At 51.4% G+C, this 24,797-nt stretch carries 25 protein-coding genes; 10 read left to right on the top strand and 15 right to left on the bottom strand.

Features of this window, described 5'->3' with window-relative positions:
* Positions 1 to 49 precede the first annotated feature (49 nt).
* From HY272_09150 to HY272_09135, 4 genes are all read left to right on the top strand, one after another.
* Entirely contained in the window at positions 50 to 343 is a 294-nt protein-coding gene (locus tag HY272_09150; protein ID MBI3772850.1) for an RNA-binding protein, read from the top strand.
* Between the two features lie 88 nt (positions 344 to 431).
* Positions 432 to 1,628, top strand: coding sequence for an SAM-dependent methyltransferase (locus tag HY272_09145; GenBank protein MBI3772849.1), 1,197 nt, complete (start codon positions 432 to 434; stop codon positions 1,626 to 1,628).
* 329 nt (positions 1,629 to 1,957) lie between these two features.
* Entirely contained in the window at positions 1,958 to 2,491 is a 534-nt protein-coding gene (locus HY272_09140) for a hypothetical protein (GenBank protein ID MBI3772848.1), read from the top strand.
* Complete coding sequence (locus tag HY272_09135) at positions 2,463 to 3,407, top strand: PD40 domain-containing protein (GenBank protein MBI3772847.1); 945 nt, start codon at positions 2,463 to 2,465, stop codon at positions 3,405 to 3,407. Before HY272_09140 ends, HY272_09135 begins: the two co-directional genes overlap by 29 nt.
* A 61-nt stretch (positions 3,408 to 3,468) precedes the next feature.
* On the opposite strand, the gene HY272_09130 is transcribed toward HY272_09135, so the two are convergent.
* The 4 genes from HY272_09130 to HY272_09115 form a co-directional block, all read right to left on the bottom strand.
* Entirely contained in the window at positions 3,469 to 4,410 is a 942-nt protein-coding gene (locus tag HY272_09130) for an endonuclease/exonuclease/phosphatase family protein (protein MBI3772846.1), read from the bottom strand.
* Between the two features lie 93 nt (positions 4,411 to 4,503).
* A complete protein-coding gene (locus tag HY272_09125; protein ID MBI3772845.1) occupies positions 4,504 to 4,860 on the bottom strand; it encodes a hypothetical protein in 357 nt (118 codons plus the stop codon).
* Positions 4,861 to 4,928: 68 nt separating this feature from the next.
* Positions 4,929 to 5,291 carry a hypothetical protein gene (locus tag HY272_09120; GenBank protein ID MBI3772844.1) on the bottom strand — a complete coding sequence of 121 codons (363 nt, stop codon included), beginning with the start codon at positions 5,289 to 5,291 and terminating at the stop codon, positions 4,929 to 4,931.
* 177 nt (positions 5,292 to 5,468) lie between these two features.
* Positions 5,469 to 6,479, bottom strand: coding sequence for a beta-propeller fold lactonase family protein (locus HY272_09115; GenBank protein MBI3772843.1), 1,011 nt, complete (start codon positions 6,477 to 6,479; stop codon positions 5,469 to 5,471).
* A gap of 227 nt (positions 6,480 to 6,706) precedes the next feature.
* Between HY272_09115 and HY272_09110 the strand changes: the two genes are divergently transcribed.
* Genes HY272_09110 through HY272_09095 form a run of 4 tightly spaced genes read left to right on the top strand, consistent with a single transcriptional unit; the run spans position 6,707 to position 8,719 of the window.
* Complete coding sequence (locus HY272_09110; protein ID MBI3772842.1) at positions 6,707 to 7,126, top strand: cupredoxin domain-containing protein; 420 nt, start codon at positions 6,707 to 6,709, stop codon at positions 7,124 to 7,126.
* Entirely contained in the window at positions 7,127 to 7,765 is a 639-nt protein-coding gene (locus HY272_09105) for a DUF1571 domain-containing protein (protein ID MBI3772841.1), read from the top strand.
* Positions 7,766 to 7,772: 7 nt separating this feature from the next.
* Positions 7,773 to 8,252 carry an SRPBCC family protein gene (locus tag HY272_09100; GenBank protein ID MBI3772840.1) on the top strand — a complete coding sequence of 160 codons (480 nt, stop codon included), beginning with the start codon at positions 7,773 to 7,775 and terminating at the stop codon, positions 8,250 to 8,252.
* 17 nt (positions 8,253 to 8,269) lie between these two features.
* Positions 8,270 to 8,719 carry a sodium:proline symporter gene (locus HY272_09095; GenBank protein ID MBI3772839.1) on the top strand — a complete coding sequence of 150 codons (450 nt, stop codon included), beginning with the start codon at positions 8,270 to 8,272 and terminating at the stop codon, positions 8,717 to 8,719.
* 200 nt (positions 8,720 to 8,919) lie between these two features.
* On the opposite strand, the gene glgP is transcribed toward HY272_09095, so the two are convergent.
* Positions 8,920 to 10,608, bottom strand: a complete 1,689-nt coding sequence (glgP, locus tag HY272_09090) for an alpha-glucan family phosphorylase (protein MBI3772838.1) — start codon at positions 10,606 to 10,608, stop codon at positions 8,920 to 8,922.
* Positions 10,609 to 10,656: 48 nt separating this feature from the next.
* Positions 10,657 to 11,262, bottom strand: a complete 606-nt coding sequence (gene wrbA, locus HY272_09085; protein MBI3772837.1) for an NAD(P)H:quinone oxidoreductase — start codon at positions 11,260 to 11,262, stop codon at positions 10,657 to 10,659.
* Between the two features lie 306 nt (positions 11,263 to 11,568).
* Between wrbA and HY272_09080 the strand changes: the two genes are divergently transcribed.
* Together HY272_09080 and HY272_09075 are read left to right on the top strand one after the other, a co-directional pair.
* A complete protein-coding gene (locus HY272_09080) occupies positions 11,569 to 14,214 on the top strand; it encodes a cation-translocating P-type ATPase (GenBank protein MBI3772836.1) in 2,646 nt (881 codons plus the stop codon).
* Positions 14,211 to 14,645 (top strand): group 1 truncated hemoglobin, encoded by a 435-nt coding sequence (locus tag HY272_09075; GenBank protein MBI3772835.1) that lies wholly within the window; start codon positions 14,211 to 14,213, stop codon positions 14,643 to 14,645. The genes HY272_09080 and HY272_09075 overlap by 4 nt, the downstream gene beginning before the upstream one ends.
* Before the next feature lie 17 nt (positions 14,646 to 14,662).
* On the opposite strand, the gene HY272_09070 is transcribed toward HY272_09075, so the two are convergent.
* The 9 genes from HY272_09070 to HY272_09030 form a co-directional block, all read right to left on the bottom strand.
* Entirely contained in the window at positions 14,663 to 15,940 is a 1,278-nt protein-coding gene (locus HY272_09070) for a TRAP transporter large permease (GenBank protein MBI3772834.1), read from the bottom strand.
* A gap of 6 nt (positions 15,941 to 15,946) precedes the next feature.
* A complete protein-coding gene (locus tag HY272_09065; protein ID MBI3772833.1) occupies positions 15,947 to 16,453 on the bottom strand; it encodes a TRAP transporter small permease in 507 nt (168 codons plus the stop codon).
* A gap of 10 nt (positions 16,454 to 16,463) precedes the next feature.
* Positions 16,464 to 17,459, bottom strand: coding sequence for a TRAP transporter substrate-binding protein DctP (dctP, locus tag HY272_09060; protein MBI3772832.1), 996 nt, complete (start codon positions 17,457 to 17,459; stop codon positions 16,464 to 16,466).
* Between the two features lie 6 nt (positions 17,460 to 17,465).
* A complete protein-coding gene (locus HY272_09055; protein MBI3772831.1) occupies positions 17,466 to 18,254 on the bottom strand; it encodes a hypothetical protein in 789 nt (262 codons plus the stop codon).
* Between the two features lie 301 nt (positions 18,255 to 18,555).
* Complete coding sequence (locus HY272_09050; protein ID MBI3772830.1) at positions 18,556 to 19,104, bottom strand: PEP-CTERM sorting domain-containing protein; 549 nt, start codon at positions 19,102 to 19,104, stop codon at positions 18,556 to 18,558.
* Positions 19,105 to 19,143: 39 nt separating this feature from the next.
* Positions 19,144 to 21,003 carry a hypothetical protein gene (locus tag HY272_09045; GenBank protein MBI3772829.1) on the bottom strand — a complete coding sequence of 620 codons (1,860 nt, stop codon included), beginning with the start codon at positions 21,001 to 21,003 and terminating at the stop codon, positions 19,144 to 19,146.
* Positions 21,004 to 21,028: 25 nt separating this feature from the next.
* Positions 21,029 to 22,156 (bottom strand): PD40 domain-containing protein, encoded by a 1,128-nt coding sequence (locus HY272_09040; GenBank protein ID MBI3772828.1) that lies wholly within the window; start codon positions 22,154 to 22,156, stop codon positions 21,029 to 21,031.
* Positions 22,157 to 22,170: 14 nt separating this feature from the next.
* Positions 22,171 to 22,671, bottom strand: a complete 501-nt coding sequence (locus tag HY272_09035) for a hypothetical protein (GenBank protein MBI3772827.1) — start codon at positions 22,669 to 22,671, stop codon at positions 22,171 to 22,173.
* A 280-nt stretch (positions 22,672 to 22,951) separates the two neighbouring features.
* Positions 22,952 to 24,433 carry a DUF853 family protein gene (locus HY272_09030; protein MBI3772826.1) on the bottom strand — a complete coding sequence of 494 codons (1,482 nt, stop codon included), beginning with the start codon at positions 24,431 to 24,433 and terminating at the stop codon, positions 22,952 to 22,954.
* Positions 24,434 to 24,797 lie beyond the last annotated feature (364 nt).

Below are 24,797 nucleotides of genomic sequence, written 5' to 3'. Positions count from 1 at the left end.
GCGCAGTAATGCGAAGTATTAAAAATCCAATTATTCACTAGGAGTTAACATGAAAATCATTATTCGTAATTTATCCCGGGAAACGACAGAAGAAGAGCTGTTGGAATTGTTTAAACCCTTTGGCTTGGTGCAGTCCTGTGATTTAGTAATGGATGCGGTCACGGGAACATCGAAGGGCTTTGGCTTTGCCAATTTGCCGCGCGCGCATGAGGCGAAGGCAGCGATCAAGGCGCTTAACGGCAAGGTAGTCGCTGGCAGCACGATCCGGGTAAAGAAAGCGGAAGATAAAAAAATAGACGATAAGAAATCGGATAATAAGGCTAAGGCAGAAGACCAGGAATAGGCATCTGTCGGTTTAAGGACAGAAAAAAAGGCGCAATTTTGGCTTTTTTTGTTCGCATTCACTCCCCCACGAAAATTCTTTGACTCCTATGTCTCATAAGCCCACCGCAGACTCTAGCGCGCAGTTTCTTGATCTGCTGCGGAGTAGTCTCGAACAAAACGCCTTCGTTAAGCTGGTATTGGGAAAATATTGTGGTGAGGAGCAGGACCTGGAGCGGATTGTGGTGCGCCAGGTGATGATTAAGGATCAGCCGCAGCTTTCGTTTGTCTACCGCTATAAAAACCGGGATATCACCAAAAATTATCCAACTGCGGTAGCGATTGAGATGACAGCTGAGTTGTTGGGGGCCTCATTTAAAAATGCGCATCTGCTGACGTTGACGCTAGAGCATCAGCTTGCGTTTAGCAAAAAGGGAAAGGCCAGTGTGTTTAGCCACAAGGTGAGCCATGGCGCTGCTGCACCATCGCAGGAACATGATCGTGAAAAACAGCGTTTTGTTGATCTGAATCGACCGTTTCTGGTGGATTTGGGGGTTACCAATACACAGCATCAGCTGATCCCCGCGATGTCACGCAAGTGGAAGCAGATTAATAAGTTCATCGAGGTCTTTCGGCGTGCGTTTGAGGCTTCGCACTTGTCTGCGGCCAAAGCGGTGCAGGTGGTGGATTTTGGCTCCGGCAAGGGCTATTTAACGTTTGCCATTCACGATTTTCTGCACAACACGCTAGGTTTGCCGGCGCAGGTGACCGGGGTTGAGTTGCGTGATGATTTAGTACAATTGTGCAACAAGGCGGCGGAGCGATTGCAGCTTGCGGGTTTGCATTTTCGGCAGGGGGATGTGCGGAGTTATACACCGGAGTCTCTCGATGTGATGATTGCCTTGCATGCCTGCGATATTGCGACAGATCATGCGATTCACATGGGGATTCGCTCCGAGGCGGCGATCATTATGTGTGCGCCGTGTTGTCACAAGCAACTGCGGCCACAGATGCGTAATCCAGAGGTTTTGCAGCCGATGTTGCAGTATGGCGTGCATCTTGGCCAGGAAGCGGAGATGGTGACCGATAGCCTGCGGGCGCTGCTGCTCGAGGCTTACGGGTATGAAACTCAGGTGTTCGAGTTTGTTTCGCTGGAACACACCAGCAAGAACAAGATGATTCTGGCGGTGAAACGTGCTAACCCGATTAAGCAGGAAAAAGTGCTGACGCAAATCCAGGCGCTAAAAGACTTCTATGGCATTAAAGAGCAATGCCTTGAAACTTTGCTGTTGGCGGATGGTTCATAGAAGCCCCTGGTATTTAGTCAATATGGCTTCATGTCCGATTGCTCTATTAGGCGCAATGTTAAAAATTTCCAAAAACGGCTAAAGAACGCGGATGATCAGGCGTAGGAATCGGCCTGGCATTGTCTGTATCCTGGAATTTCAGAAATCTTCACAGTACACGTCGATCTGGCGGAATAACAAATTGTCAATTACAGCTTGAGATAAGAGCATTCATTGCATATGCTTTTAATGTAAAGGTTGGGGAAATGGACTCAACCGCTCTGGCAGGATGCTGGGTAAGATTTAACTCCTAAACAGCACACCGATCTCCATAAGAGAGAGGTTTTGGCATGGATGCCCGTTGCAAAAAACACCTTGTGCAGCATGACTGCTATCTCGTATGCCTTGGCTTCGCTGTGTTCACAATGGATTGTTTATTCTATGCTTTGACCCGAAGCTCACCTCATATTTTCTTCTTGTCTGATCTCTTTGCGCCGATTTTCTCGGGTCATCCAAGCGTACCGGTGTGGGATGCATTGCCCAGTTTTCTTCATACCTTTTCATTTGTGCTTATTAGCGTGGGTATCATCGGCTGTCGGCGTTTATCTAAGGTCATTGCGATTGCCTGGATGTGGATTGGCGTTGAATTACTGTTCGAGTTGGGCCAGCATCCGGCGTTAAGGGTCATGTTCGCGGACGCACTGCCGGCGTGGTTCGAGCAAGTGCCGATTTTTGATCAGACCGCACGCTATTTTATGCGTGGCACCTATGACGCGCTTGATGTGACCGCAATATTCGCCGCCGCTGGTCTGGCTATTTTGGCCATTCAATTATTGCGCAGTAAAGGAGAACGTTATGAATGGGCTGTCACTGATTACAAATAAGATGATCCATAGCGTCGCTTTGATGTTGGTTGTCACATTCGGAGTGGCCTCCATCATTGCCAGTAATGGTGACAATGAGCCTTCACTGAGCACTATCGTCTTCCACAGTGATGAGCCCGGCCCCAACAGTATCTATACCATCGACGCCAGTGGTAACAATCCCAAGCGTCTTACAACTCCGCCGGCACAGATGGAAGATACCTTCCCGGTATGGTCACCGGACAGAAAAAAAGTCGCCTTTCAGCGTACTGCGGGTAATAACTCGGACATTTACCTCATGAACTCGGACGGCAGTAACCAACAAAATATTAGTAATCATCCGGCAAACGATGCCAGTCCCACTTGGTCGCCGGACGGTACTAAGTTGGCCTTCGCCAGCAACCGTGAGGGTAATTGGCGCATCTACGTATTGAATATTTCTTCTAACACACTCACGACTCTTACCGGTGAGGGGAGCGACGCACAGTGGCCGACATGGTCGCCGAATGCTGACAAGATTACCTATGAGCGCAGCATTGGTGGCATAGGGAATGATATCTATGTCATGACTGCCAATGATGGAAGTAACAAAATCAATCTAACCGGAGACAGTGGGTGGCCGGCCCGCTTCCCGACATGGTCGCCCATTGAAGCTCTCAGTGTGCCGAGCAAGATTGCTTATCTCAATTTCGGGACTGGCGGTACTCAGATCTGGTTGATGGACACCGATGGTCACCATAAGAAACAGCTAACCTTCCCGGTGGGCGCGATCGGTCAAGTGTTCAGCCGACCGGCATGGTCGCCTTTGGGTGATCGCTTAGTTTATCCAACCGACCGCGAAGGTCCCCATGAGCTGTATACGATCATCGTTAAAGACGGTTCTGATATCACTCGTGTGACTCACTCAGCAGCGCACGAGGGTGGGCCGGATTGGTGAGGGTGGTTGTTGGTGTATCAGGTGGCGTACGAATGTTGAGCCATGATGACAGATTCTCGCTTTAGTGGCCCGGCCGAATGATCTGCTCCAGCTGAAAGTCATCATTGTCGGTATTGATCTGAACCCAGAGAGGGAAATGATCGGACAGTTGGAAGGTAAAGTCGGTCTGCGACATGCCTGGGAATAAGGGGGCGACGCTGCCTTGATAGAAATCCAGAATCCCGGCCTTGTTCATGAAACTCTCGGGGTAACGCGGCAGATGGAGGATTTGATCGTAGCGCTTGTCATTGCCGAGGGTGGTGCCGAAGGTTTTCTTTTTCAGACTGTCCGGCATTTTTAGGCCTTTGGTGAGGAGGGTGTCCATCATTTTGTTGTTTTCGATATTGAAATCACCGGTGACGATGATGTCTTTATCTTCAAGATTCGTCTGCTGGCTCTTGAGCTCAACCCAGGTAGCAAATTGTTCCAGTTCCTTTTGCCGGCCTTCACGCGTACCCCATTGGATGTGCGCAGTGACCATGATGAAGTCGAAATTACCGGCACTGAAAGAGGCCATGTACGGCACCCGCCACCAGTTGAATTGCGGTACGTATTCAGTACCGCTCTTTTTGCGCGGCGGATTGACGGCGGCGGCAAGGCCGGTGAAGGTCGCGGCGCGTTTATCATAGATAAAGGCGATACGCTCCCGATTGCCACCCGGGTCGGGAATCATGTCTGAATATACAGCGCGCCAGTAAGGGCCCAATATTTTCATCACCGCGGACAGATCATGCAGGTCATCGCGCAATTCAACAAGGCTGATCACATCAAACTGCCCCAAAATTTCCGCAATGTAATGAATGGCGGCCTCGGAGCGGCGACTTTCGCCAAAGGCGCGGATGTTCCAGGTGGCGAGGTTGAGGGTTTGGTCGAGTTTGGAGGAAGGAATGTTAGCCGCTGCAATGCGCTCTCGCAGCGCTGTCAGCCCGGTGGCGATTTCTGGGGATACTTTGCCGTGAAACATGGTGACCTCCTTGTCATCCTAATATTATTTATATTGAAGCTGAGAATGATGAGAAAGGGAAGTGTGGTTGAAAAATTATGTATGTGCGGCGGGTTAGGAAAACCATCGCAAGAAGGCGGCTGCGCTTAAGGCAGTTGCCCCTAAGGTCAACGATATGGGCCATGTCATGCGCGGCACCTGCTGTACCGTACTGGCGCTACGCCGGAGACAGAAGAAGGCCAAAGTCACTCCGATGCTGACGCAGGCCATCTTGATGATGAGTGCTGTTATTGCGACACCATGGATGTCGGGCAATTCACCGTTGAAATACAGGCTTGTGATCCCAAACGTGGTGCCACTTGCACCTTGCACAACCCAGGCAATGGTCAGTGTCAGCAGCAGGGGGCGTGGTGGCTCTGCCTCCTTTCCCGATCGCTGCCGGATCAGGCCATAGGTGGCGATACCTATCACAGTGACCGCACCGAAATTATGAATAACTTGATTCAGTGAATAAATTAGATTCTGGGCATCAACCGGGTTCACTTGACGGAAACGGTTACTGAACTCTCTACGCCTGTGAGGGAATGGCCGGAGGTTGCTTCTTTGATGATAATCTTGTGTTTGCCCGCACTTAGCTTGGGTAATTCGACGCTGCATGGGCACATCTTCACCTCACGAACGATGATGGGTGGCTGGTCATCGACGTAGACATGCAAGTGGCTGCCCGAGGGGCTGAGTTTGACGTCGTATTTAAGTTTGTTACCTGAGCCGCTCGCGAGATCTGTACCTTCCTTCGGCTCGAGAATTGTAATCGAACCATCGGCAGCAAAAGTGACGTTTTGTGGAATGACAATCAAGAGAGCTACAAAGCAGCCTGCGATAGCACGACTGATGGTATTCATGGGAGCCTCCTTTTTAGAATGAATTACAGAGATAACCGATGAGAGAGTCTATTGAGGAAACATAGCTGTCTTTTATCGTTTGTCAATGTGATGGCCATGGTGTCAAGTGGCAATGGCCACAACTATGAAAATTGGTTGATATATGAATCGGCTGGCAGTTACCACGTGAAAAATAATTTACTGCCTGCAATGCAACGGCTGTGGCGTGCCGGATGTGCCGGGCGTGCTGAGTGTGATGGCAGCGCTGCCGGGCTCGGCTTGCACGGTTTGCAGTGGTGTGAGCCTGCCATTGATCGGGTCGACGCTATAACTATTGATGCTGCTTGATCGTACGTTCGCGACATAGACGTAACGGCCGGTCGGGTGCATCGCGATGGAGAAGGGGCCGATACCGGCGGGGACACTGCCGGTGCGTATCAACATGCCGTTCGCGGGCTGGACGGCATAAACCGCGACATCGTCGGAGCCGAAGTTGGCGGTATAAAGATGTCGACCCAGCGGATCGATGGCGATGGCGTAGGGATAGCTGGGAGCAGAGATATTTCCGGTGGGTGTGAGAGCGCCACTCGCCATATCAATGCGGTAGGATGAAAGTGTGCTGCCGATGCCGTCAGCGACATAGAGAAACCGGCCTGCTGGATCTATCGCGATGGCGGCTGGGTTGTTGCCGGTGGTCGTGGTGCCGATGGTGTGGAGTGCGCCGCTGTAGCGCTGTATCGCATAAACGGTGACAGTGTCGGCGAGGTAATTGGCGACATAGAGGTGAAGTCCGCAAGGATCGACGACGAGGCCCGTGGGATAGGCGCCGGCGGCGTAGCGCCCAAGTGGTTTGAGTCCGCCGTGTTTTTCCCCAATGAGATAAACCGAGATGTCGCCAGAATCGGCGTTCGCGACGTACACATAACGTCCCAGCGGGTCGATGGTGACGGCCTCCGGGCTAAGACCTGTGGCGATGGGTGCACTGCCTGTGATGGGTTGTCCGGTGGTGGAGTCGATAGTATAGGCGGTGAGGTTATGGCTCTCGATATCGATGACGTACAGTACATTTCCGGCGCTTACCGCGCCGCGCGGCGAACGACCGGTGGGCAGCGTGGCGCGCGCGCGCAACAGGCCCGCGGCATCGATTGCGAAGATCGACACGGTGCCATTGTAAAGGTTGGATACATAGGCATAAAGGGGCAAGGGCATCGGTTCCGCCGCCGCGAACCCTGGGTTCGCTACCCAAAGCAGAGCGATGAAGCCCCGTATCAATTTGCTACTGAGAGACCCTCGCATAAACACTCTGAAATATTGCCGCAACTATATTCAGTTTAGTTCATTAATTACCGCCAGCCACCTCGTAGTCATTCAATCTGCTGCTAATATTAAATGCAGGTGTATCGAAATATTATGTATTCAGGAGGGGGTTTATTTCCATGAAGATTGGCTCAGTATTGTGGGGGGGCGCGGTATCAATAGTTCTCGTGCTGCCTGTTCTTGCCGAGGAGAAATCGGCACAGGAAGCTATTCGGGCGGTAATTGATCAGGATGGCAAACAACGGGTTGAGATCCTTGGCGGTAGTTATTTTTTCAAGCCTGATCACATTATCGTAAAAGCGAACGTACCGGTTGAATTGGTCGTAAAACGTGAATCTGGAATCGTGCCTCATACGTTCGTGTTGAAGATACCGGAATCGGAGATCATGATTGATGAATCTTTGAGCACGGAGGCGAAGACAATTGCGTTTACGCCTGCGGCGGTCGGGAAATACACCTTTTATTGCCGTAATAAGCTTCTTTTTTTTAAAAGCCATGAGCAAAAGGGCATGAAGGGTGTGCTTGAGGTTGTTCCATAGATGTATCCATGGACGGTATTGACCGTGGCTCTGTTAATCAATGATACCGTCGCTGACACCGCGAATCCGATTGATGCTGCAATCGATATTTATCGCAACACTATAGCCTATCAGGTCACGCTGAGATCAATCAGCCGCGGCAAAACTGAAATCATACGATATTATTTCAAGAAACCCGGCTATGTCCGAATGGAGTTTGTAACGCCGTTCAGTGGGGCGGTGTTGGTTTATAGCCCGATTTCCAAGCAGGCGAAACTATGGCCGTTCGGTTACCGGAGTTTCCCCGGGTTTACTATTAGCCCGGACAATAGTCTGATTCAAAGCTCAGCGGGACAGCGAGTCGACCGTTCTGACGTTGGCGTTTTATATCAAAATGTTAAGCTGTTGCAGGACCGTGGGCGAACCGATCTTGTTGCAGTGGAAGCTATAAATGGACAAGATTCACTGCACATTTCGGTTGAGGGTGATCAGGGGTTTACTGTCGGTACCGTTGCGCGTTATCAGCTATGGTTGGATCAGACGACGGGATTTCCGCTCAAGGTATTAAGTCAAGATGCGCGCGGTCAGCCGATTGAGACGGTCGAGATGGAAGGATTGAAGATTGATCCTGAATTCCCCGTCGATTTTTTCAGTCAGTAATCGGACGATGGCTGAATTTAAATTTGTTACTGTTTGGCGGATCGAAGCACCTTTGGTGCAGGTATGCGACGCCATCTCTCATTGCCGGCACTGGCCGAATTGGTGGAAGGCGGTGGAGAAGGTCGAGATATTTGAGTCAGGGGGTACGGATGGGGTCGGCAGTTTGCGACGTTTTACCTGGAAAGGCTGGTTACCTTACCGGTTGACCTTTGACTTGCGAGTTACGCGCGCAGTGCCGCTGATGATTCTCGAAGGATATGCCAGCGGCGAGGTGGAGGGTATCGGACGCTGGTATTTCTTTAATGATGGCGTGATGACAATCGTGCGCTATGAGTGGCATGTGCGCACCAATCGGCGCTGGATGAATCTTATTGCGCCGTTCGCATGGCCTTTATTTAAATGGAATCATGATTATGTGATGCGCCAAGGTGGTAAGGGGTTGGCGCGTCTGTTGAACGCCCGGCTGGTGAGCCAGGCACATGATTAACCATTCCGGCGGCATCAATGCACTGGCGTGAGGCGATTTACGCTGGGATTGCTGCGGCAATCATTGCCAGCGTGGCGCAAATTATGCTGTGGTGGGCGTTCTGGGATGTGTTGCCGGAGATCTTGTACCGTGATGTGCGACTCACGGCGGCGATTATTTTAGGGCGTAGCGTCTTATCACCGCCCATGACATTTGATGGAACCCTGATGTTCGTTGCGACGCTGATCCACTTTTCAATTTCTATTTTGTACAGTGTGGCTTTGGCTGGATTTATCTCACGGTTCAGCCTAATGATTTCACTTCTGATAGGGATTATTTACGGCCTATCGTTGTTTGTGGTCAATATGTATGGGTTCACGAGTCTTTTTCCGTGGTTTGCCGAGACACGCGATTGGATTACGATGCTCAGCCACGCTATGTTTGGGTTATCGTCCGCAGGGGCCTATAAGGCACTGTCCAGCCGTTGAAAAATCTATGGAACCTCTGTTAACAGCTTGTTGAAAAACACCCTCTCCCTGAGGGAGAGGGGTGGGGTGAGAGGATCAATGCATTGCAACTGCTTGATTACACCCCCTCATCCTAACCTTCTCCCAGAGGGAGAAGGGACTAAAATCACTTTTTCAAGAAGCTGTTAATCCGCTGCTTGATCGAATTAATCAGAGGTTCCCTATTTGAAATACGCCTTGGCGATATATTGATTCAGCATGCGTTCGGTGTTGAAGAAGGAACCGTTGAGAGCGATGGCATTGCGCATAATATCGGCATAGTGATCCTGCTCATGGTAGAACATGGGCAGGATAATCATTTCCAGTTTGTTGTAGAGTGAACGGGCATCTTCCGCAGGATGGCTGCGCCCGCTGAGTGCTCCATCGTCCTTGCCGATCGCCCAGCCTGTGACGCCTTCGATGCAGCCTTCAATCCACCAGCCATCCAAAATACTTAACGAGGGTACGCCATTAAGCGCCGCCTTCATGCCGCTCGTGCCGGAGGCTTCGAGTGGTGGTTGAGGGGTATTGAGCCAAAGATCGACACCGGCCGTCAGCGATTTGGCTATATTGATGCCATAATTTTCCAGATAGATAAATTCGATCCTTCCTGATATGGATTTGCCCATTTGTACGAGGTTCTGAATTAGCTCTTTGGCTGTTTGATCACGCGGATGGGCTTTGCCCGCATAGATGATTTGTATCGGACTTACGTTTATGCTGAGTTCCTCAAGCCGTGTTATGTCCGAGAATAGTAGATCAGCGCGTTTATAAACGGCCGCGCGCCTGGCAAAACCCAAGGTGAAGACATCGGGATCGAAATGACTTCCGGTAAGTTTGTTGAGCTGGTCGATCATGGCACGTTTGGAGGATCGATGCGCCTGCCATATCTCGTTCTTGGGAATGTTAAGGGCATAACGCAGACTGGAGTGGTCTTCGCGCCAGCCGGGGATGCGGTGGTCAAAAATATCAGCCATGGATGGTGATGTCCATGTGGCGGCGTGTACGCCATTGGTAATGGAATCAATTATATATTCCGAAAACATTTGGCGCGTGACTTTGCTGTGGCGTTTGGCCACACCATTGATATAGTGGCTGTGGTCGAGGGCGAGCGCCGTCATATCGAGTACACATTCGGGACAGAATTCCTTTTCTCGCTCAGCGAACGCGCCGTGATAGCCGGTGAGCACACTATGTACCAAGTCCAAATGAAATTTGTCATGCCCCGCGGGCACGGGTGTATGGGTGGTGAACACACATTTTGGCTTAATCAATTGCACTAGTTCTTGAGTGACGATTTGTTGGATAGGTTCATAAGCCAGGTTCCATGCCTGATGCGCCAGTTCGTAGGCAAGCTCTAAGGTGAGCAGAGCGGCATGCCCCTCATTCATGTGGTAGCGCTTAATATCGTGATAACCCAGGGCGCGCAGCATTCTTACACCGCCGATACCTAGAATAATTTCCTGGCATAACCGATAACGCTCATCGCCGCCATAAAGATAATCTGTGAGCACGCGATCTTGCTCGGCATTTTTCTCATGTGAGGCATCGAGAAAATAGACTGGAACAGAAAAACCATTGATGCCTTTGACCTCATATTTCCAGGTTTGTAGCTGTACGATCCGGCCTTCGATTTCAACCGTACACTCGGCATTTACACGTTGCAGCAGATCTGCGACAGGCCAGATGACAGGTTCTTCGCGTTGCATGCCCGTGGCATCCAGATGTTGTTGGAAATATCCCTTGCGATGCAACAGCGTCATCGCCACCATGGAGATTTCTATATCCGCTGCGGCGCGCACGGTGTCGCCAGCGAGGACGCCGAGACCGCCAGCATAGGTGGGGATGGACTCTTCCAGGCCCATTTCCATGGTGAAGTAGGCGATGACGTCTTTGGTGGCCATAAATGATCGCTAATGCTAGTGAGCCGCGAGGCGTTTGGTAATTTCCGCCACGTGTCTTCCTTGAAAACGGGCAATCGCTAATTCGTTTGTGCTGGGCATGCGTTTGCCATCGTTACCGGCAAGAGTGCTGGCACCGTAAGGCGAGCCGCCAGAAACTTCATTCATGGTCATGAGTTCCTTGCAGGAATAGGGCACGCCTACGATGACCATACCCTGATGCAACAAGGTCGAGTGAAAAGAGGTGATGGTGGTTTCCTGGCCGCCATGCTGTGTGGCAGTGCTTGTAAATACCCCGGCAGTTTTGCCGATGAGGGTGCCGTTGATCCACAGTTTTCCCGTTTGATCGAGAAAATTGCGCATTTGCGCCGCCATATTGCCAAAGCGAGTAGGCGTGCCGAAGAGTATGCCATCGTACTCGCCGAGTTCATCTGTGGTGGCGATGGGCGCTTTCTGATCCAGTTTAACGCCAAGGGCGCGTGCATTGTCTTCAGTAATGATTTCCGGGACGCGTTTGATGATAGCCTCTACACCCGCCACGCTGCGCGCGCCTTCAGCTTCCGCCTCGGCCATCGCCTCGATATGGCCATACATGCTGTAATAAAGTACGAGTATCCTGGTCATGGTCTGCCCCCTTGGATACATGGATGGTTTGAGAGAGAAATGGCTGGGCGTTGCTTTGGATAGCCCCTGTTCAAGTCTAATTATAGCCATCTATGGCCAAATACAAGTGGAGCGAAAAATACGCTATTGTTGGTGCGAGATTGATGGTTCATCAATAGCCATATGGTTTTTGTGCGAAGTCCAGCGTAAGATGCAGTACATGGCATTTTCCCCATCCTGCACGTCACGCTAACGGTTTTTCCTGCTTCATTCTTTGTGTTTTTCCTTGAGTTTCCCTATGCTTAAATCATTAGGCAGGTGGAAGTCATGGCTCAAAATATTTCCCAAACTTCACTCTGGCATACCTTGGCGGCTACACAGGTATTGTCGACATTAGCTGTCGATAACTCGGGCTTATCGGCAGCCGAATCCGCTATTCGTTTGGCCCAAACGGGCCCAAACGCATTGCCTAAGGGGCGGCGTAATTCCTTGGCACAGATGTTCGGCAGTCAATTCACCGATTTCATGATCATTGTACTGCTGGTGGCGGCGGTCGTGTCTGGCTTGCTCGGTGATCTGATCGATAGCCTGGTGATTGTGATTATTGTGCTGCTGAACGCGTTGATCGGCACGGTGCAGGAATATCGAGCGGCGCAGGCGATGGCGGCGTTGAAGGCGCTGGCAGGTTTTCAGGCGCGGGTGGTGCGTGAGGGGCAGGTGTTGGCGGTGGCGGCGGCAGATCTGGTGCCCGGTGATATGGTGCTGATCGAGGCGGGCGATGTAGTGCCTGCGGATTTGCGCTTGCTGGAATCGGCACGCTTGCAGGCGGATGAGGCGGCACTGACGGGCGAATCGCGGGCCATAGATAAGATCACAGAGAGCTTGGACAAGCCTGATTTGCCCTTGGGTGATCGCATCAACATGGCCTTTAAGGGGACGGTGATCACGCATGGTCGTGGCCGTGGGGTGGTGGTGGCGACAGGCCTCGCGACCGAGTTGGGCAAGATTGCGTTGCTGCTGGAAGACGCCGACTCCGGTCAAACACCCTTGCAAAAGCGCTTGGCGCGGTTCGGCAAGCGCTTGGCGTTGGCGGTGTTGGCGATTTGCGCCATTTTGTTCGTCGGTGGTTTGCTGCGCGGTGAACCGGCGATGCTAATGTTCCTCACTGCGGTGAGTCTGGCGGTAGCGGCGATTCCGGAGGCGTTACCGGCAGTGATAACAATGACGCTGGCCATAGGTGCGCGCAGAATGAGCCGTGAGCAGGCATTGATCCGTCATTTGCCGGCGGTGGAGACTTTGGGTTCGGTGACGTTCATCTGTGCCGATAAAACGGGCACGCTGACGCAAAACAAGATGCACGCTGAGGTGGTGGTATGCGCAGGAATACGAAGTACGAAACTGTTGCCTGCTGAGGCCGCGAGCGATGCCTGGCGGCATTTGGCGCAGGCGATGGCGTTGAATAATGATGTGCGTGCTGGTGATCGCGAGCTATGGATCGGCGATCCAACGGAAGTGGCCTTGTTAGCGGCGGCGACGCAGGCGGGATATGCGAAGCTTGAGTTGGAAAAACAGTTTCCACGCTGCTGTGAATTACCTTTTGACGCCACTCGCAAGCGGATGTCGACGATTCATCGCGCTGCTGACCAGTATATTGCCTATGTGAAGGGTGCGCCGGAACAGGTGTTGGCCTACTGCACGGCGGCGATGGGGCTGGAATTTGATCGTCGGGCGATTTTGGCGCAGGCAGATGCGCTGGCAGCGGAAGGCTATCGCGTACTGGCGTATGCCTGCCGCAGCATGCCACAGGTGCCGACGCTGACGCCGGAGCATATTGAAACGGATTTATCATTCCTTGGGCTGGTGGCCTTGATTGATCCTCCACGCGCTGAGGTGCCTGCTGCTATTGAAGATTGCCGTACGGCGGGCATTACGCCGGTGATGATTACCGGCGATCATCCGGCCACGGCGCGGGTGATTGCGCAGCGCTTGGGATTGATGGGAGCGCATGACGAGGTGATTACCGGCGTTGAGCTTGAACGGATGGATGATGCCGAGTTCGATCGCAGGCTAGCGCATGTTCGCGTCTTTGCCCGTGTTTCGCCGGAGCAGAAGATCAATATCGTCAGCGCGTTGCAAGCGCGAGGTGAATTCGTTGCCATGACCGGTGATGGTGTGAATGATGCACCGGCGTTAAAACGCGCGGATATTGGTGTGGCGATGGGCAAGAAGGGTACTGATGTGGCGCGTGAAGCGGCGGACATGGTGTTGCTCGATGATAATTTCGCCACCATTGTCACCGCCGTGCGCGAAGGACGACGCATCTTTGACAATATTCGCAAATTTATCCGCTATGGCATGACGACCAATTCCGGTGAGATCTGGACGCTGATGTTGGCACCGATGCTCGGGATGCCTATTCCGTTAACACCCATCCAGATTTTATGGATCAATCTCGTCACCGATGGTTTACCGGGGCTGGCGTTAGCGGCGGAGCCGGAAGAACGCGGCATTATGCGGCGGCCACCCCGTCCACCGAGTGAAAGTATTTTTGCCGGTGGTATGTGGCAGCACATTATCTGGGTGGGGTTGTTGATCGGCGGTCTGAGTGTGATGACGCAGGCCTATGCTATCGCACAAGGTGATGCGCACTGGCAGACCATGGTGTTTACCATCTTGACGCTGACGCAACTGGTGCATGTGATGGTAATCCGCTCGGAACGGGAATCTATTTTTACGATGGGGATTGCCACTAATCGAATGCTGTTGGGTGCAGTGTTGTTGACGTTGGCATTGCATATGGCGGTGGTGTACGTCCCCTGGCTGAACGGTGTGTTCAATACCCAACCTCTGAGTGTGGAGGAATTAGCGTTTTGCGTGGCGATCTCGATGACGGTACTGGTGGCGGTGGAGATTGAAAAATGGGCGATCCGGCGAGGATGGCTGTATCGAGTGTCTAATGAGGTAACACAATGAAGCAGAGTTTGTTCGAGGCGGTAGGTGGGTTTCCCACCTTGCGGAAGGTGCATAAAATCTTTTATGACAAGATCTATGCTCATCCTTGGATCGGCCAATTTTTCATTGGCCATGATCAGGTGGCCATAGAAAATCGGCAGACCTATTTTATGGCTATAAAAATGGGTGGCCCGGATCAATACATGGGTAAGGAGCCGCTGATGGCACATCGGCAGATGTATATCACCGATGATCTGTTTGATCTGCGTACTGAGTTGCTGCGTGAATCTTTGGCTGAGGCTGGTGTGCCTGACGCGCTAGCTGAGCGTTGGATCAGGATCGACGGTGCCTTTCGGCGGCAGATTGTTAAGGATTCGATTGAGGATTTTTATCGAAATACCTTCGCGTATGAGCAGCGTGTGATAGTACCGAAACCCGACGCTAATAATTAGCTGGATTTAGTGCGCGTTTACAAGCGGCCAGGTAATGTCAGTGACAGCGCTGGCCAATAGGTGATGATCAGAACGGCCGTCAGCAATATTGCAAAAAATGGCAATGTGGCCCGGCAAAGCTGCAAGATTGGTTTATTAAAGCGATAACTGGCAATGAACAGATTCATGCCCACCGGTGGTGTGAAATAGCCAATCTGCATGTTGGCCAGGAAGATAATGCCGAGATGGACTGGATCAATCCCATAGCCAATGGCCACCGGCAATAACAGTGGGACCATGATGACGATTGCGGAGAAAATATCCAGCAGGGTGCCGAGTACCAGCAAAAATATGTTCAGCACCAGCAGGAAGGTCAAAGGGTTATGGATATAGTGCTTAATGGTATCAAAGAGCTTGGTTGGCACTTCGGCGTCGATGATGTAGTTGGTCGAAGCGAGTGATGCGCCGAGAATCACCAGTACCGCACCGACCAGGATCATTGAATCGCGCATGATTTTAGGTAGCTGGCGGATGCCGATCTCGCGGTAGATCAAACATTCCACAATCAGGACATAGAGCGCAGTGACGGCTGCGGCTTCTGATACCGCGAAGTAGCCGCTGTATATTCCGCCGAGGACGATGAAGGGGAGTGGGATTTCCCAGATCGCTTCTCTTACCGTTTCCTTTACTTCATTCCAGGTAGCCAAATGCGTGGGCAGGCTGCGTCCCTGCCATAAACTCCAGGCGCCCAGCATCAGGATCATTAATATTCCCGGAAGTAAGCCGGCGAGAAAAAGTTCATCAATGGTGAACGACTCGCCGATCCCCATTTGTTGTGCGACAATGCCATAGAGTATAAGTGGCAGCGAGGGTGCGAATAAAACGCCCAGACTTCCAGAAGTGGTAATTAAACCAAGGCTGAAGTTTTCTTTGTATCCGGCTTTGAGCAACGCGGGATACAACAGGGCGCCGAGAGCAATGATAGTGACGCCGGAGGCGCCGGTAAAGGCGGTGAATAATGCACAGGCCACCAGTGCGACAAAGGCAAGGCCACCGGGCATCCAACCAAGAAAAGCCTGGGTCAGTTTTACCAGGCGACCAGGCGCGCCGCTTTCGCTCAATAAATAACCGGCAAACGTGAAGAGTGGGATTGCAATTAGCACTGGCATTTCCGCCAGGCGATATATCTCGATCGCAACCACCGAAAGATCAATCTCGGATTGATAGAATCCAAGCAATGCTGACGCGGCAATGACTACGAATAGCGGGGTGCCGAGCAAGGCAAGCACAATCAACCCAGTGACAAAGAAACTCATATTGGGTTATGCCGAATCATTGGTCGATGAGGACACTGGAAAAATATCATGGCCTGTCAAGTCAATCAGGCAACGACCAGTGAAACGCAGGCTCATAACACCGAAGCTGATGGGAATGATGATTTCGCATAGCCAGGCGGGGATAGTTTCAAAGGCGATAATATCCGCGGCTTTTTCGGACATCACGAACTGCCATGAATAATAACTAATAATTCCGCATATAAAGCTGCTGAACAGATGTGTTATCAATGAGGCGATGCGCTGTCCAGCTTTGGGTAAAAAGCGTGATAAGACATCGATGCTGATATGGTTATGTTCACGTGAGGCCAGCATGGCGCCAAAAAGACCGAGCCACAGCATCATGATGCGCAGCAAAGGATCGCTCCAGGCAATACCATAATCAAAAAAATTGCGGAGTATAATTTGGCTCGCAGCAATTAGAATCATGGCCGTCAACAACAATGCCATCAGCGCATTTTCGCTCCAGATCAGGATCTGGAGCAAACGGCTCATTAGGCCCTGATTAATGAGATTTGGCACGAAAATCCTGTAGCTGTTTGTGAAATTCAGTGACAATCGCCTGGCTGAAGATACCTTTCTTGATCATACCTTCAATCGAGGTGCTCACGGCGCCACGCCAGGTTTGCTGATCAGTATCGGTGGGAACAGTGAAGGTGATGCCCTGTTTCTTAAGCACAACACGGGCGGACTCGTTATCGTCGCGATTGAGTTTGTCCAGTTGTTTGAAGACACGCGTCATGACTTCCTGAACCACTTGCTGATCTTGAGGGCTCAGTTTTTCCATTTCCTTGCGCTCGATGATCATCGTGCCATAGAGATATACCAGGGGAATATCCGTTATGTGCTTGATCTTGGTGTGCCACTGCAAGGCGATGGCCCCCATGGCCGAGCTGCCGATGGTATCAATGAGCCCCGTTTGCAGGCCAGTTAATACATCGCTGAGTGGCAGGGTAATCGGCGCCACGTTTGTGGCTTCGAATGCAGCGCGACTCAGATCATCATTTTCGGGTGACCAGACCTTATGCCCACGCAAGTCGGCGGCCTTGGTGATTGGGCTATTGGACATGAGATAGGCAAAGCCACCTTCACTAAAACCAAAGCTGACAAATCCGGCCTGGCGCACGCCCTCGATCAATTTTTGATCCATTTTCTGGCGCACATAATCGACTTCCTCATAAGAACGGAAGGCGAGGGGAATACTGTAAACCTGGCCATCGGGATAAATTTCGGAAAGGCCGCCGCCGGTAATTGCGCCGCCATGTAATTGTCCGATGCGAATTTTACGCAATACAGCCTTGTCATTACCCATGACGCCGCCCGGATAAAAACGAAATTTGACGCGCCCTGCGGTGCGTTGCTCGATTTCATCTGCGCCTTGTTTCATCTCCTTCATCCAGCGGGTACCATCTGGCGCCAGGGTTGCAATCTTGAATGTGCCCGCAAGCGCGGGGGTACCTATGAAACAGGCGAGAAAAATCAGGGTGCAGATACGAGCCATCATTATTTAATCCTCAAAATATCTTTTTGAACTATCGAGTAACTCGCGGGCATATTGTCGTGCCAGCTGATTGGTCAGAATCAGATTCGGCACATTGGGATCAGCGGCCAGTACCTCATTCAGGAGTTGATCATGTAGCGGCTGATTGAAAGTCAGGCGAGCATAATTACGTGCGAATTCTACCTTGGCGATAAGATCCTTGCCCCCGGAGATTGCTAGCGCACGTTCGAAATGGGTGCGCCCCTTTTCGGGATTCCCACCCAAGGCAGGTGATAATTGGCTATGGAGAACGCCAAGGTAAAGATGGGCGCGTCCCCATTCGTATTTTTCATCCAACGTCACGATGCGTTGCATGATGGCCTCTATTTTTGGCAAATCGGCAATGGCGTCCCAATCCTGGCTATGGGTTTGGATCCACGTTGCCCAGGTAGTGCCATAGGCATACAAATTGGGGATATCACCTGCCTCAGTGGCGTTGAGGTGAGTAATAAATTCGCTTAACTCCGTGTGTTCATGTTCGCAAAACCAAGGGTGATCCTGGCAAATGGCGCGCTGGGCGTAGTGGCGGGCCTTGTCTGCCAGTTTGGCGGCGCGCTCTGGGGAGTTCACAAATACTGAAGAATAAGTGCCGTTGAGCGTGGCTGCAGCCCGGAGCAGGGGAGTATTGTCCGGATCATCCCGTACCAGAGCATCCACCAGAATCAAAAACGAGGGGGCGCCACTGCGGATAATTTCCGGATCGTCCTGATTGAGGATGGCCTCATCCAGGTTCCTGGCAAGACGCGATCCCATCATGCTGGTGCAGCCCTGTAATACCAGAGTCAGAAAAACGCATATTATGAGTAAGAACCGAGCCACGATGCGGGTACAAATTCCTTTTGTAATCAAGTCCTAAGGTATCGGACGATTAAATACTTTAATTTAGCCGCAAATAAATCACATGTTGCTATTAAGGTCACTATGCAGGAGGGCTGTCATCTCCTAAAAACCGGCTAATTTACATGAAGATGGCGCAAGGTTAAAGGCTCCAAGGGGTACACAAACAAAAAAAAGGCCGGGAATTCCCGGCCTTGGCTTGAAAATATATCACCCGTGGTTAAGCGTTTGCCCGTTGTCGCCAGGCCAGTACCGCCAAACCCAGGCCAAACAATGACAACGAGGCAGGCTCGGGGACAGGGACGATGACCTGGTTATTACGACCTTTAACATCATTACCGGCAGTCCAGAGAAGCTTGAATTGCAGATTAGGATCGCATTCCTGGTTAGCACAATTGAAGCCAATTCTTGCCAGGGTAAACGGATCGTTATTTGCCTGCAACGCGGCGATTTCATCGTCAGGTAATAATGAGACTTCGGCGACATCGACAATATCAGGCAAAAAATTAAAGTCTTGTAATGAGTCACCTGTACCACCACCTAACTTATCACCAAAGGTAACCCCTGTGGGATTGAGAAGATTACCGTCATAGCCAACATCAAGATCATAAGCGGCGACGACCTGGTTACCAAGACTGGCGGCGATAATATCGACGTAACCCGTGCTCCCTGCAAAATTAGAAACCAGATTGATGGAGATGGCCTGCGCAGGCTGTATACCAAGCATTGCCAAACCGGAAAAAAGCAGAGCTGAGATTAAGCGTTTCATTGTTTTGCACTCCTTAATATTGGTTCAACGAGTAAATCATTATTTAATTGTGCAGTTCGCGAGCGTGCATTTGAGAACACAACCCCGTGAATCGTTTACAGTAATCAAGCCATCGCCGTCAAGGTCACGCGGGTCATCTGCGCCGGTGGCTTTTTGTCCACGTGCACTGAAGATGGCATTGATATCGTTTTTATCGATATCACCGTCCTTATCGATGTCGCACTTGCCTTGAGTCACGCTAGCGATAGTGACATCGTAGACAATAGGCGATTGCGCCTGATTGTTGGCGGTAAGCCGCACCTGAGCTTCGATGTAACGTCCGGTCAGATTGAAGCCAACACCATTGCTGACATCAGTGAAGGTCTGACCCTGTAGTGCAAGCTGTGTATCAGCGGTGCGAACTTTGGCAGTGACGCTGGCGCCAGTCGGCACGTTGGAGTTCCAGGACACCTTACCCCACGGGGTACCCGCGGCCCCGCCATCCTGAATAACTGTCCAGCTTCCTGTCTGGCTGGTGATGTTGGCAGCCGCAAATCCCGATGCATCAGAGTAGGTGTAAGGAGATAGACCCGTCGGCAGAACACCTAAGGCGGTGCCATCTGCGTTAGCAAACTTGGAGATCTTGCTGGCGCCGAGATGTACTTGCCAAGTGTCACTGTTGGCATCGGGCATGATACCGCGACTGTCGGTGGCGGTGCCCGCCTGGGCCGGTTTGTCCCAAATTACGCTGCCGTTGGCATTGAACTTGACGACGCCACCGCTCGATTTACTGACCAGAATGTGCCCATCGCCTTCCGTGTTCACCCCCAGGCTGCTGTAAAAAACAGTGGCTGGAGTGCTATAGACGTTGGTCGCCGAGTCGAACTTGGCGTAGCTTGTCCCAACACCGCCGAGATAAACCAGCGTATGGTTATCAACCGGATCCTTGCCGAGTGCGATACCATAGTTACCCGGACCACTGAAGGACGCAACCGTCCACGGACCAGTATTGCTCTGGGTGTTGGTGATCTTGCCCAGAATACTGCTCAGCGAAGCGCTCCATAACACGCCATCTTTGTCGATCAGGCAACCGTAGGGCGTCCAGCTGCCAGCGTTGGGTTGGCCGGCGGTTGGCGCAGTGGAAATTGGCCCCGCGATAGTATGTCCATCAGAACCACTGACCTTGTAATAAGTAGAATCGGAATACAGTCCCACCCACAGATTGGCATCGGTACCTAAACACAAGGATCGTCCCAAGGCTCCGAACCGCAGTGGCGCCGCTACACCGTCCGGTACTCGTACGGCCCAGGCAATGCGCTCGTCTTGAATCTCGCCCGGGTCGATAATGCCGTTGCTGTTGGCATCAATCAGGTCTTTCATTTCACTTGGCTGAATGACACCATCATTATTGGCATCTCTGGAAGTATCGGCAATGCCATTACTATTGCGATCGATATAACCATTGGCAAGGATTTTAATGAGCAATGCGGGCCGACCGTCAAAGTGGCGGTTGAGGACATAGGCATTGCCATCGATATCGACAGCCGTGCGCGAAGGGGCAGGGCCATCCCAAGCACCATGATCGCCTGTACTGTTAGGTCCTGTATTGAACCAGGTATGGTAGCGAGCGACTTCCCGACCAGGCGAAGCACCAATTTGCGCAGTATCGAACTTTGATAACGTATCCTCACCTGCGTTGGCGATCCACAACAATGGGAAAGCTGTGCCCGATGCATTCAATTGCAACTGGTCAGCTATGGTGTGATTGACACTTAACAATGTGCCAGAATCAAATTCGGCGTTAAGCGTATAGGTTGTCGACCCCGCTTGTACATTACCCACGGCAAACACAAGGGCCGCCGTTAATGGCGCTATCACATAGGGCCGAGACTGTGTAATGCTTCGATATGACTTTTTCATGTCCCTCTCCTAGAACTATAAGAATTCAATTTAAGGCCAGGTCTTGTGCACCCAGCGTCCTTGTCATCACATGATTGGGGGCCACCCTATACATCAGATCGTGACCTGCATGGGTGGTCAGGCGATGGGTCGATCCTCCACTGGCGTTGACCGAAAAAAGATGAGAGATGCCATCGCGCAGGCTCAGAAAATAGAGTTCTGACCCATTTGCCGACCACATAGGATCACCATCGTCGTATGGATTATTCGTAAGATTAATGGCACCAGTGCCATCTGCCTGCATCACATAAATCTCACCCGCCGCTTGATCGATCCGGCCTCCTTCACGGTTGGAAACAAAAGCAATGCGTTTACCGTCTGGCGACCATGTGGGCATTACATTAGCGAATGGATTATTAGTCAGGTCGACCGGGTTTGAACCATCGGCATTGACAACATAGATATGTTGTTCACCATAAGTTTTCATTGAAACAAAGGCCAACCTGCTGCCATCCGGTGACCACGCGGGCTGGGTTTTCTTGTCTTTTGATATACCACTGGTCACATCTTTGTCTTCAGTACCATCAGCATTCATCACATGGATCTGAATCTTGCCAAGATCAGCATAAACCTGATAAGCAATATGCCTGCCATCGGGGGACCATAATGGATGTCCTTTGTCGACCTGGCTATCGGTCAGTCTTTTAACATCACTTCCATTAATATTCATGACAAATAAATTCGCATAACGGTCACGATAGGAACGAAATAGTATTTTTTTTCCATCAGGCGACCATGAGGGGACATTGTCAGGATTGGCATCATGGGTCAGCCGTGTCTGGTTTGAGCCATCGGCATCCATGACATAGATTTCCATATTGCCATCGCGCATCGAGGTAAACGCAATATGACGTCCATCCGGTGACCAGGCGGGTTGAGTATTCTCGTCGGTGCCATGTGTTAATGGTTTTTTACCGTTACCATCGGCATTCATGGCATAAATCTGTGCATTGCCACTTTCTGTTGAAACAAAAATGATCTCGTCCTGGCGGGCGATGCTTTCTTTGGGAATGATTAAATTTCCAGAAACCTGGGGTGTTGAGCTGCAACCCTGAATCAATGGCAACATAACCATTAAGCCGAACGACGTCAGGATATGATTATTGACAGGCATTTTATCGGTCCTCCCTAAAAATCTTCAGCCACAGCGCTGACAATCACTTTCCCAACTTCCGTGCCAGTACCATTGTCAACCGCAGTAGCGGTATAAAGTCCTGCCTGCGGAAGAGTAAGTTGAAATTGGAAGCTCCCGTTTGCCCCGATATTTACGCTCTGCGTACTAATACCGCCAGCGGGGTCGCGAATCGTAAGAAAATATGAGGATTGTGGCTTGTAGCCATGCCCCTCTATCGTTGCCGTTTGGCCTGCGTGAAACCCAGAGGGTACCGTGAGATAACCGGCGGTCTCGGGTGTGGTCACGCTGCTGGTGACTGCTGGTGATGTCTCTGTGCTTGTGTTAGTGCTCGTGGAGGAAGGGGTGGATGTCGTAGTAACATCCGTGGTGTTTAAATTGCCGTTGAGCGAAGTTTCGCCGCTGCCACCTCCGCCACTGCAAGCGCTCAGGATTAATGTTGTGGTAATGAGTGCACACGTTGATAATTTCGTCGATTTTATGAATTGCATATTCATCGGGTCCTCCTTGAATTTCTATAAACTTCTCAATAAAGGTTTGAATTAAATGTGTAACGCCCCAAAAGTTCTTTTTGATTGTTTAACGATCAAAACATGCAAAGCATAAAACGGGCCATAGTTATGATTGCAATGTAATTCAATCACTTAATATATATTCAAAATGTAATTTAATTGAAAAGTGTAAAGAAATCCGACACTGAATAGTGTGAGACAAGTGGAGAACAAGCCAAAATTATTAGTGAAATGCTTTGGTATTGCAGGAGACTTATGTTGTACCTCAACGCTTCCTGCGTCCGGTAACGCTGCCGCCTAGCAATGAACCCAGGACACCCCGTACGATCTGACGTCCAATCTGCGAGCCCATTGATCGGGCAGCACTTTTGGCTAAAGCGCCGAGGATGGATTCCGGTTCACGGCTGGTAGAAGGAGGTGCTTTTGATTTTGCTGCGGGTAACATCGGCTCGTCGGCAGCAGCTTCTTCGCTGCGTTGCTTGAGAATTTCATAGGCCGATTCGCGATCAACGGTGGCGTTGTAACGGCCAGCAAGCGGGGAGCGAGAAAGATGAGCATTTCGCTCTTCAGCGGTAAGCGGCCCAATACGTGATTGTGGTGGTCTGATAAAAATCTGCTCAACGGGGGTTGGTTGACCACTGTCATCAAGTACTGATACCAAGGCTTCACCGACACCCAGTTGGCTGATCACGGTTTCAGTATCCAAGCCCGGCTTGGCGCGTAGTGTTTGTGCAGCCACTTTTACTGCTTTCTGATCCTTAGGCGTAAAGGCACGCAAGGCGTGTTGCACGCGATTACCCAGCTGACCCGCGATGTTGACCGGGATATCGGAAGGATTCTGGCTGATAAAATAAACACCTACGCCTTTGGATCGAATCAAACGCACAACTTGTTCGATCTTTTCCACTAATGCCGCAGGTGCATCATTGAATAACAAATGTGCTTCATCGAAGAACAGCACCAACTTCGGCCGATCCACATCACCCACTTCAGGTAATTGTTCGAACAGCTCAGCCAAGAGCCAGAGCAGGAAGGTGGCATAGAGGCGTGGTTTAGGCATTAGAGCAGTGGCATCGATCATGCTGATAACGCCATTGCCGGAAAAATCCACTTGCATCAGGTCTTGTAACTGGAGCGCAGGTTCTCCAAAAAAATTTTCTGCGCCTTCCTGTTCCAATACTAGCAAACTACGCTGAATGGCCGCGACACTGGTGCTGGAAAGGTTACCATAGTTTTTCTGTAATTCTTTGGCGTTCTCAGACACCCAGGTCAACATGCTGCGCAAGTCTTTAAGATCCAGCAGCAACAGTCCCTGGTCATCGGCGATCTTAAACACCGCATAAAGTACTGCGGCCTGGGTATCACTCAATTCCAGCAAATTGCCAAGCAACAACGGCCCCATCTCTGAAATCGTCGTTCTGACCGGATGACCGCACTTGCCAAATAAATCCCAAAACACGACCGGATAGGCACGGCTTTGATAATCGCTGATCCCGAGTTTTTGTAGCCGAGACTGGATTTTTTCATTGCTGGTGCCTGGCTTGGCCAGTCCCGAGAGATCACCTTTAATATCTGTCACGAACACCGGGACGCCAATAGTGGAAAAACCTTCCACCAGCGCCTGCAAGGTCACTGTTTTACCGGTACCTGTGGCCCCAGTAATCAGACCATGGCGATTGGCCATCCGCGCCCGCAAGTTAACGACGGTCTGACCGTTGCCACCGATGAAGATATTGTTTTGATCCATAAGGAGTTATCCAGTTTTGTTTTGCTGGATGGTAGCACAGGAATTAGCAGAAAATCATTCGTGGGGGTACCGCCCCGAGAGGCGGAGGAGGGGCCCCACGCTAGTGGGGATCCGACCCTCGGTGGGGCGGAGCCGCCTATAGTATGGCGGATTGCCGTCCACCGGCGGTCGCATCCCCGATATTCATCGGCCCTGCTCAACGCCTCGGACGGCCGCCCCGAGAGGCGGAGGAGGGGCCCCACGCTAGTGGGGATCCGACCCTCGGTGGGGCGGAGCCGCCTATAGTATGGCGGATTGCCGTCCACCGGCGGTCGCATCCCCGATATTCATCGGGGGGGCCCCCTGCTCAACGCCTCGGGCGGGC

It is taken from the genome of Gammaproteobacteria bacterium, from assembly GCA_016200485.1.
Classification (GTDB): Bacteria; Pseudomonadota; Gammaproteobacteria; order Tenderiales; family Tenderiaceae; genus JACQEP01.
Note: the sequence above shows the minus strand (reverse complement) of the source record. Positions and strands in the feature narration are given on the sequence as shown.

Excerpts from the sequence above, each read along its gene's own strand:
- HY272_09135 (MBI3772847.1), top strand. The coding sequence starts at position 2,463 with ATGAATGGGCTGTCACTGATTACAAATAAGATGATCCATAGCGTCGCT.
- HY272_09040 (MBI3772828.1), bottom strand. The coding sequence starts at position 22,156 with ATGCCTGTCAATAATCATATCCTGACGTCGTTCGGCTTAATGGTTATG.
- wrbA (MBI3772837.1), bottom strand. The coding sequence starts at position 11,262 with ATGACCAGGATACTCGTACTTTATTACAGCATGTATGGCCATATCGAG.
- HY272_09075 (MBI3772835.1), top strand. The coding sequence starts at position 14,211 with ATGAAGCAGAGTTTGTTCGAGGCGGTAGGTGGGTTTCCCACCTTGCGG.
- HY272_09065 (MBI3772833.1), bottom strand. The coding sequence starts at position 16,453 with ATGAGCCGTTTGCTCCAGATCCTGATCTGGAGCGAAAATGCGCTGATG.
- HY272_09145 (MBI3772849.1), top strand. The coding sequence starts at position 432 with ATGTCTCATAAGCCCACCGCAGACTCTAGCGCGCAGTTTCTTGATCTG.
- dctP (MBI3772832.1), bottom strand. The coding sequence starts at position 17,459 with ATGGCTCGTATCTGCACCCTGATTTTTCTCGCCTGTTTCATAGGTACC.
- HY272_09110 (MBI3772842.1), top strand. The coding sequence starts at position 6,707 with ATGAAGATTGGCTCAGTATTGTGGGGGGGCGCGGTATCAATAGTTCTC.
- HY272_09140 (MBI3772848.1), top strand. The coding sequence starts at position 1,958 with ATGGATGCCCGTTGCAAAAAACACCTTGTGCAGCATGACTGCTATCTC.
- HY272_09105 (MBI3772841.1), top strand. The coding sequence starts at position 7,127 with ATGTATCCATGGACGGTATTGACCGTGGCTCTGTTAATCAATGATACC.
- HY272_09095 (MBI3772839.1), top strand. The coding sequence starts at position 8,270 with ATGCACTGGCGTGAGGCGATTTACGCTGGGATTGCTGCGGCAATCATT.
- HY272_09150 (MBI3772850.1), top strand. The coding sequence starts at position 50 with ATGAAAATCATTATTCGTAATTTATCCCGGGAAACGACAGAAGAAGAG.
- HY272_09080 (MBI3772836.1), top strand. The coding sequence starts at position 11,569 with ATGGCTCAAAATATTTCCCAAACTTCACTCTGGCATACCTTGGCGGCT.
- HY272_09030 (MBI3772826.1), bottom strand. The coding sequence starts at position 24,433 with ATGGATCAAAACAATATCTTCATCGGTGGCAACGGTCAGACCGTCGTT.
- HY272_09120 (MBI3772844.1), bottom strand. The coding sequence starts at position 5,291 with ATGAATACCATCAGTCGTGCTATCGCAGGCTGCTTTGTAGCTCTCTTG.
- HY272_09130 (MBI3772846.1), bottom strand. The coding sequence starts at position 4,410 with ATGTTTCACGGCAAAGTATCCCCAGAAATCGCCACCGGGCTGACAGCG.
- HY272_09070 (MBI3772834.1), bottom strand. The coding sequence starts at position 15,940 with ATGAGTTTCTTTGTCACTGGGTTGATTGTGCTTGCCTTGCTCGGCACC.
- HY272_09050 (MBI3772830.1), bottom strand. The coding sequence starts at position 19,104 with ATGAAACGCTTAATCTCAGCTCTGCTTTTTTCCGGTTTGGCAATGCTT.
- HY272_09035 (MBI3772827.1), bottom strand. The coding sequence starts at position 22,671 with ATGAATATGCAATTCATAAAATCGACGAAATTATCAACGTGTGCACTC.
- HY272_09045 (MBI3772829.1), bottom strand. The coding sequence starts at position 21,003 with ATGAAAAAGTCATATCGAAGCATTACACAGTCTCGGCCCTATGTGATA.
- glgP (MBI3772838.1), bottom strand. The coding sequence starts at position 10,608 with ATGGAAATGGGCCTGGAAGAGTCCATCCCCACCTATGCTGGCGGTCTC.
- HY272_09115 (MBI3772843.1), bottom strand. The coding sequence starts at position 6,479 with ATGCCCTTGCCCCTTTATGCCTATGTATCCAACCTTTACAATGGCACC.
- HY272_09100 (MBI3772840.1), top strand. The coding sequence starts at position 7,773 with ATGGCTGAATTTAAATTTGTTACTGTTTGGCGGATCGAAGCACCTTTG.
- HY272_09055 (MBI3772831.1), bottom strand. The coding sequence starts at position 18,254 with ATGATGGGATCGCGTCTTGCCAGGAACCTGGATGAGGCCATCCTCAAT.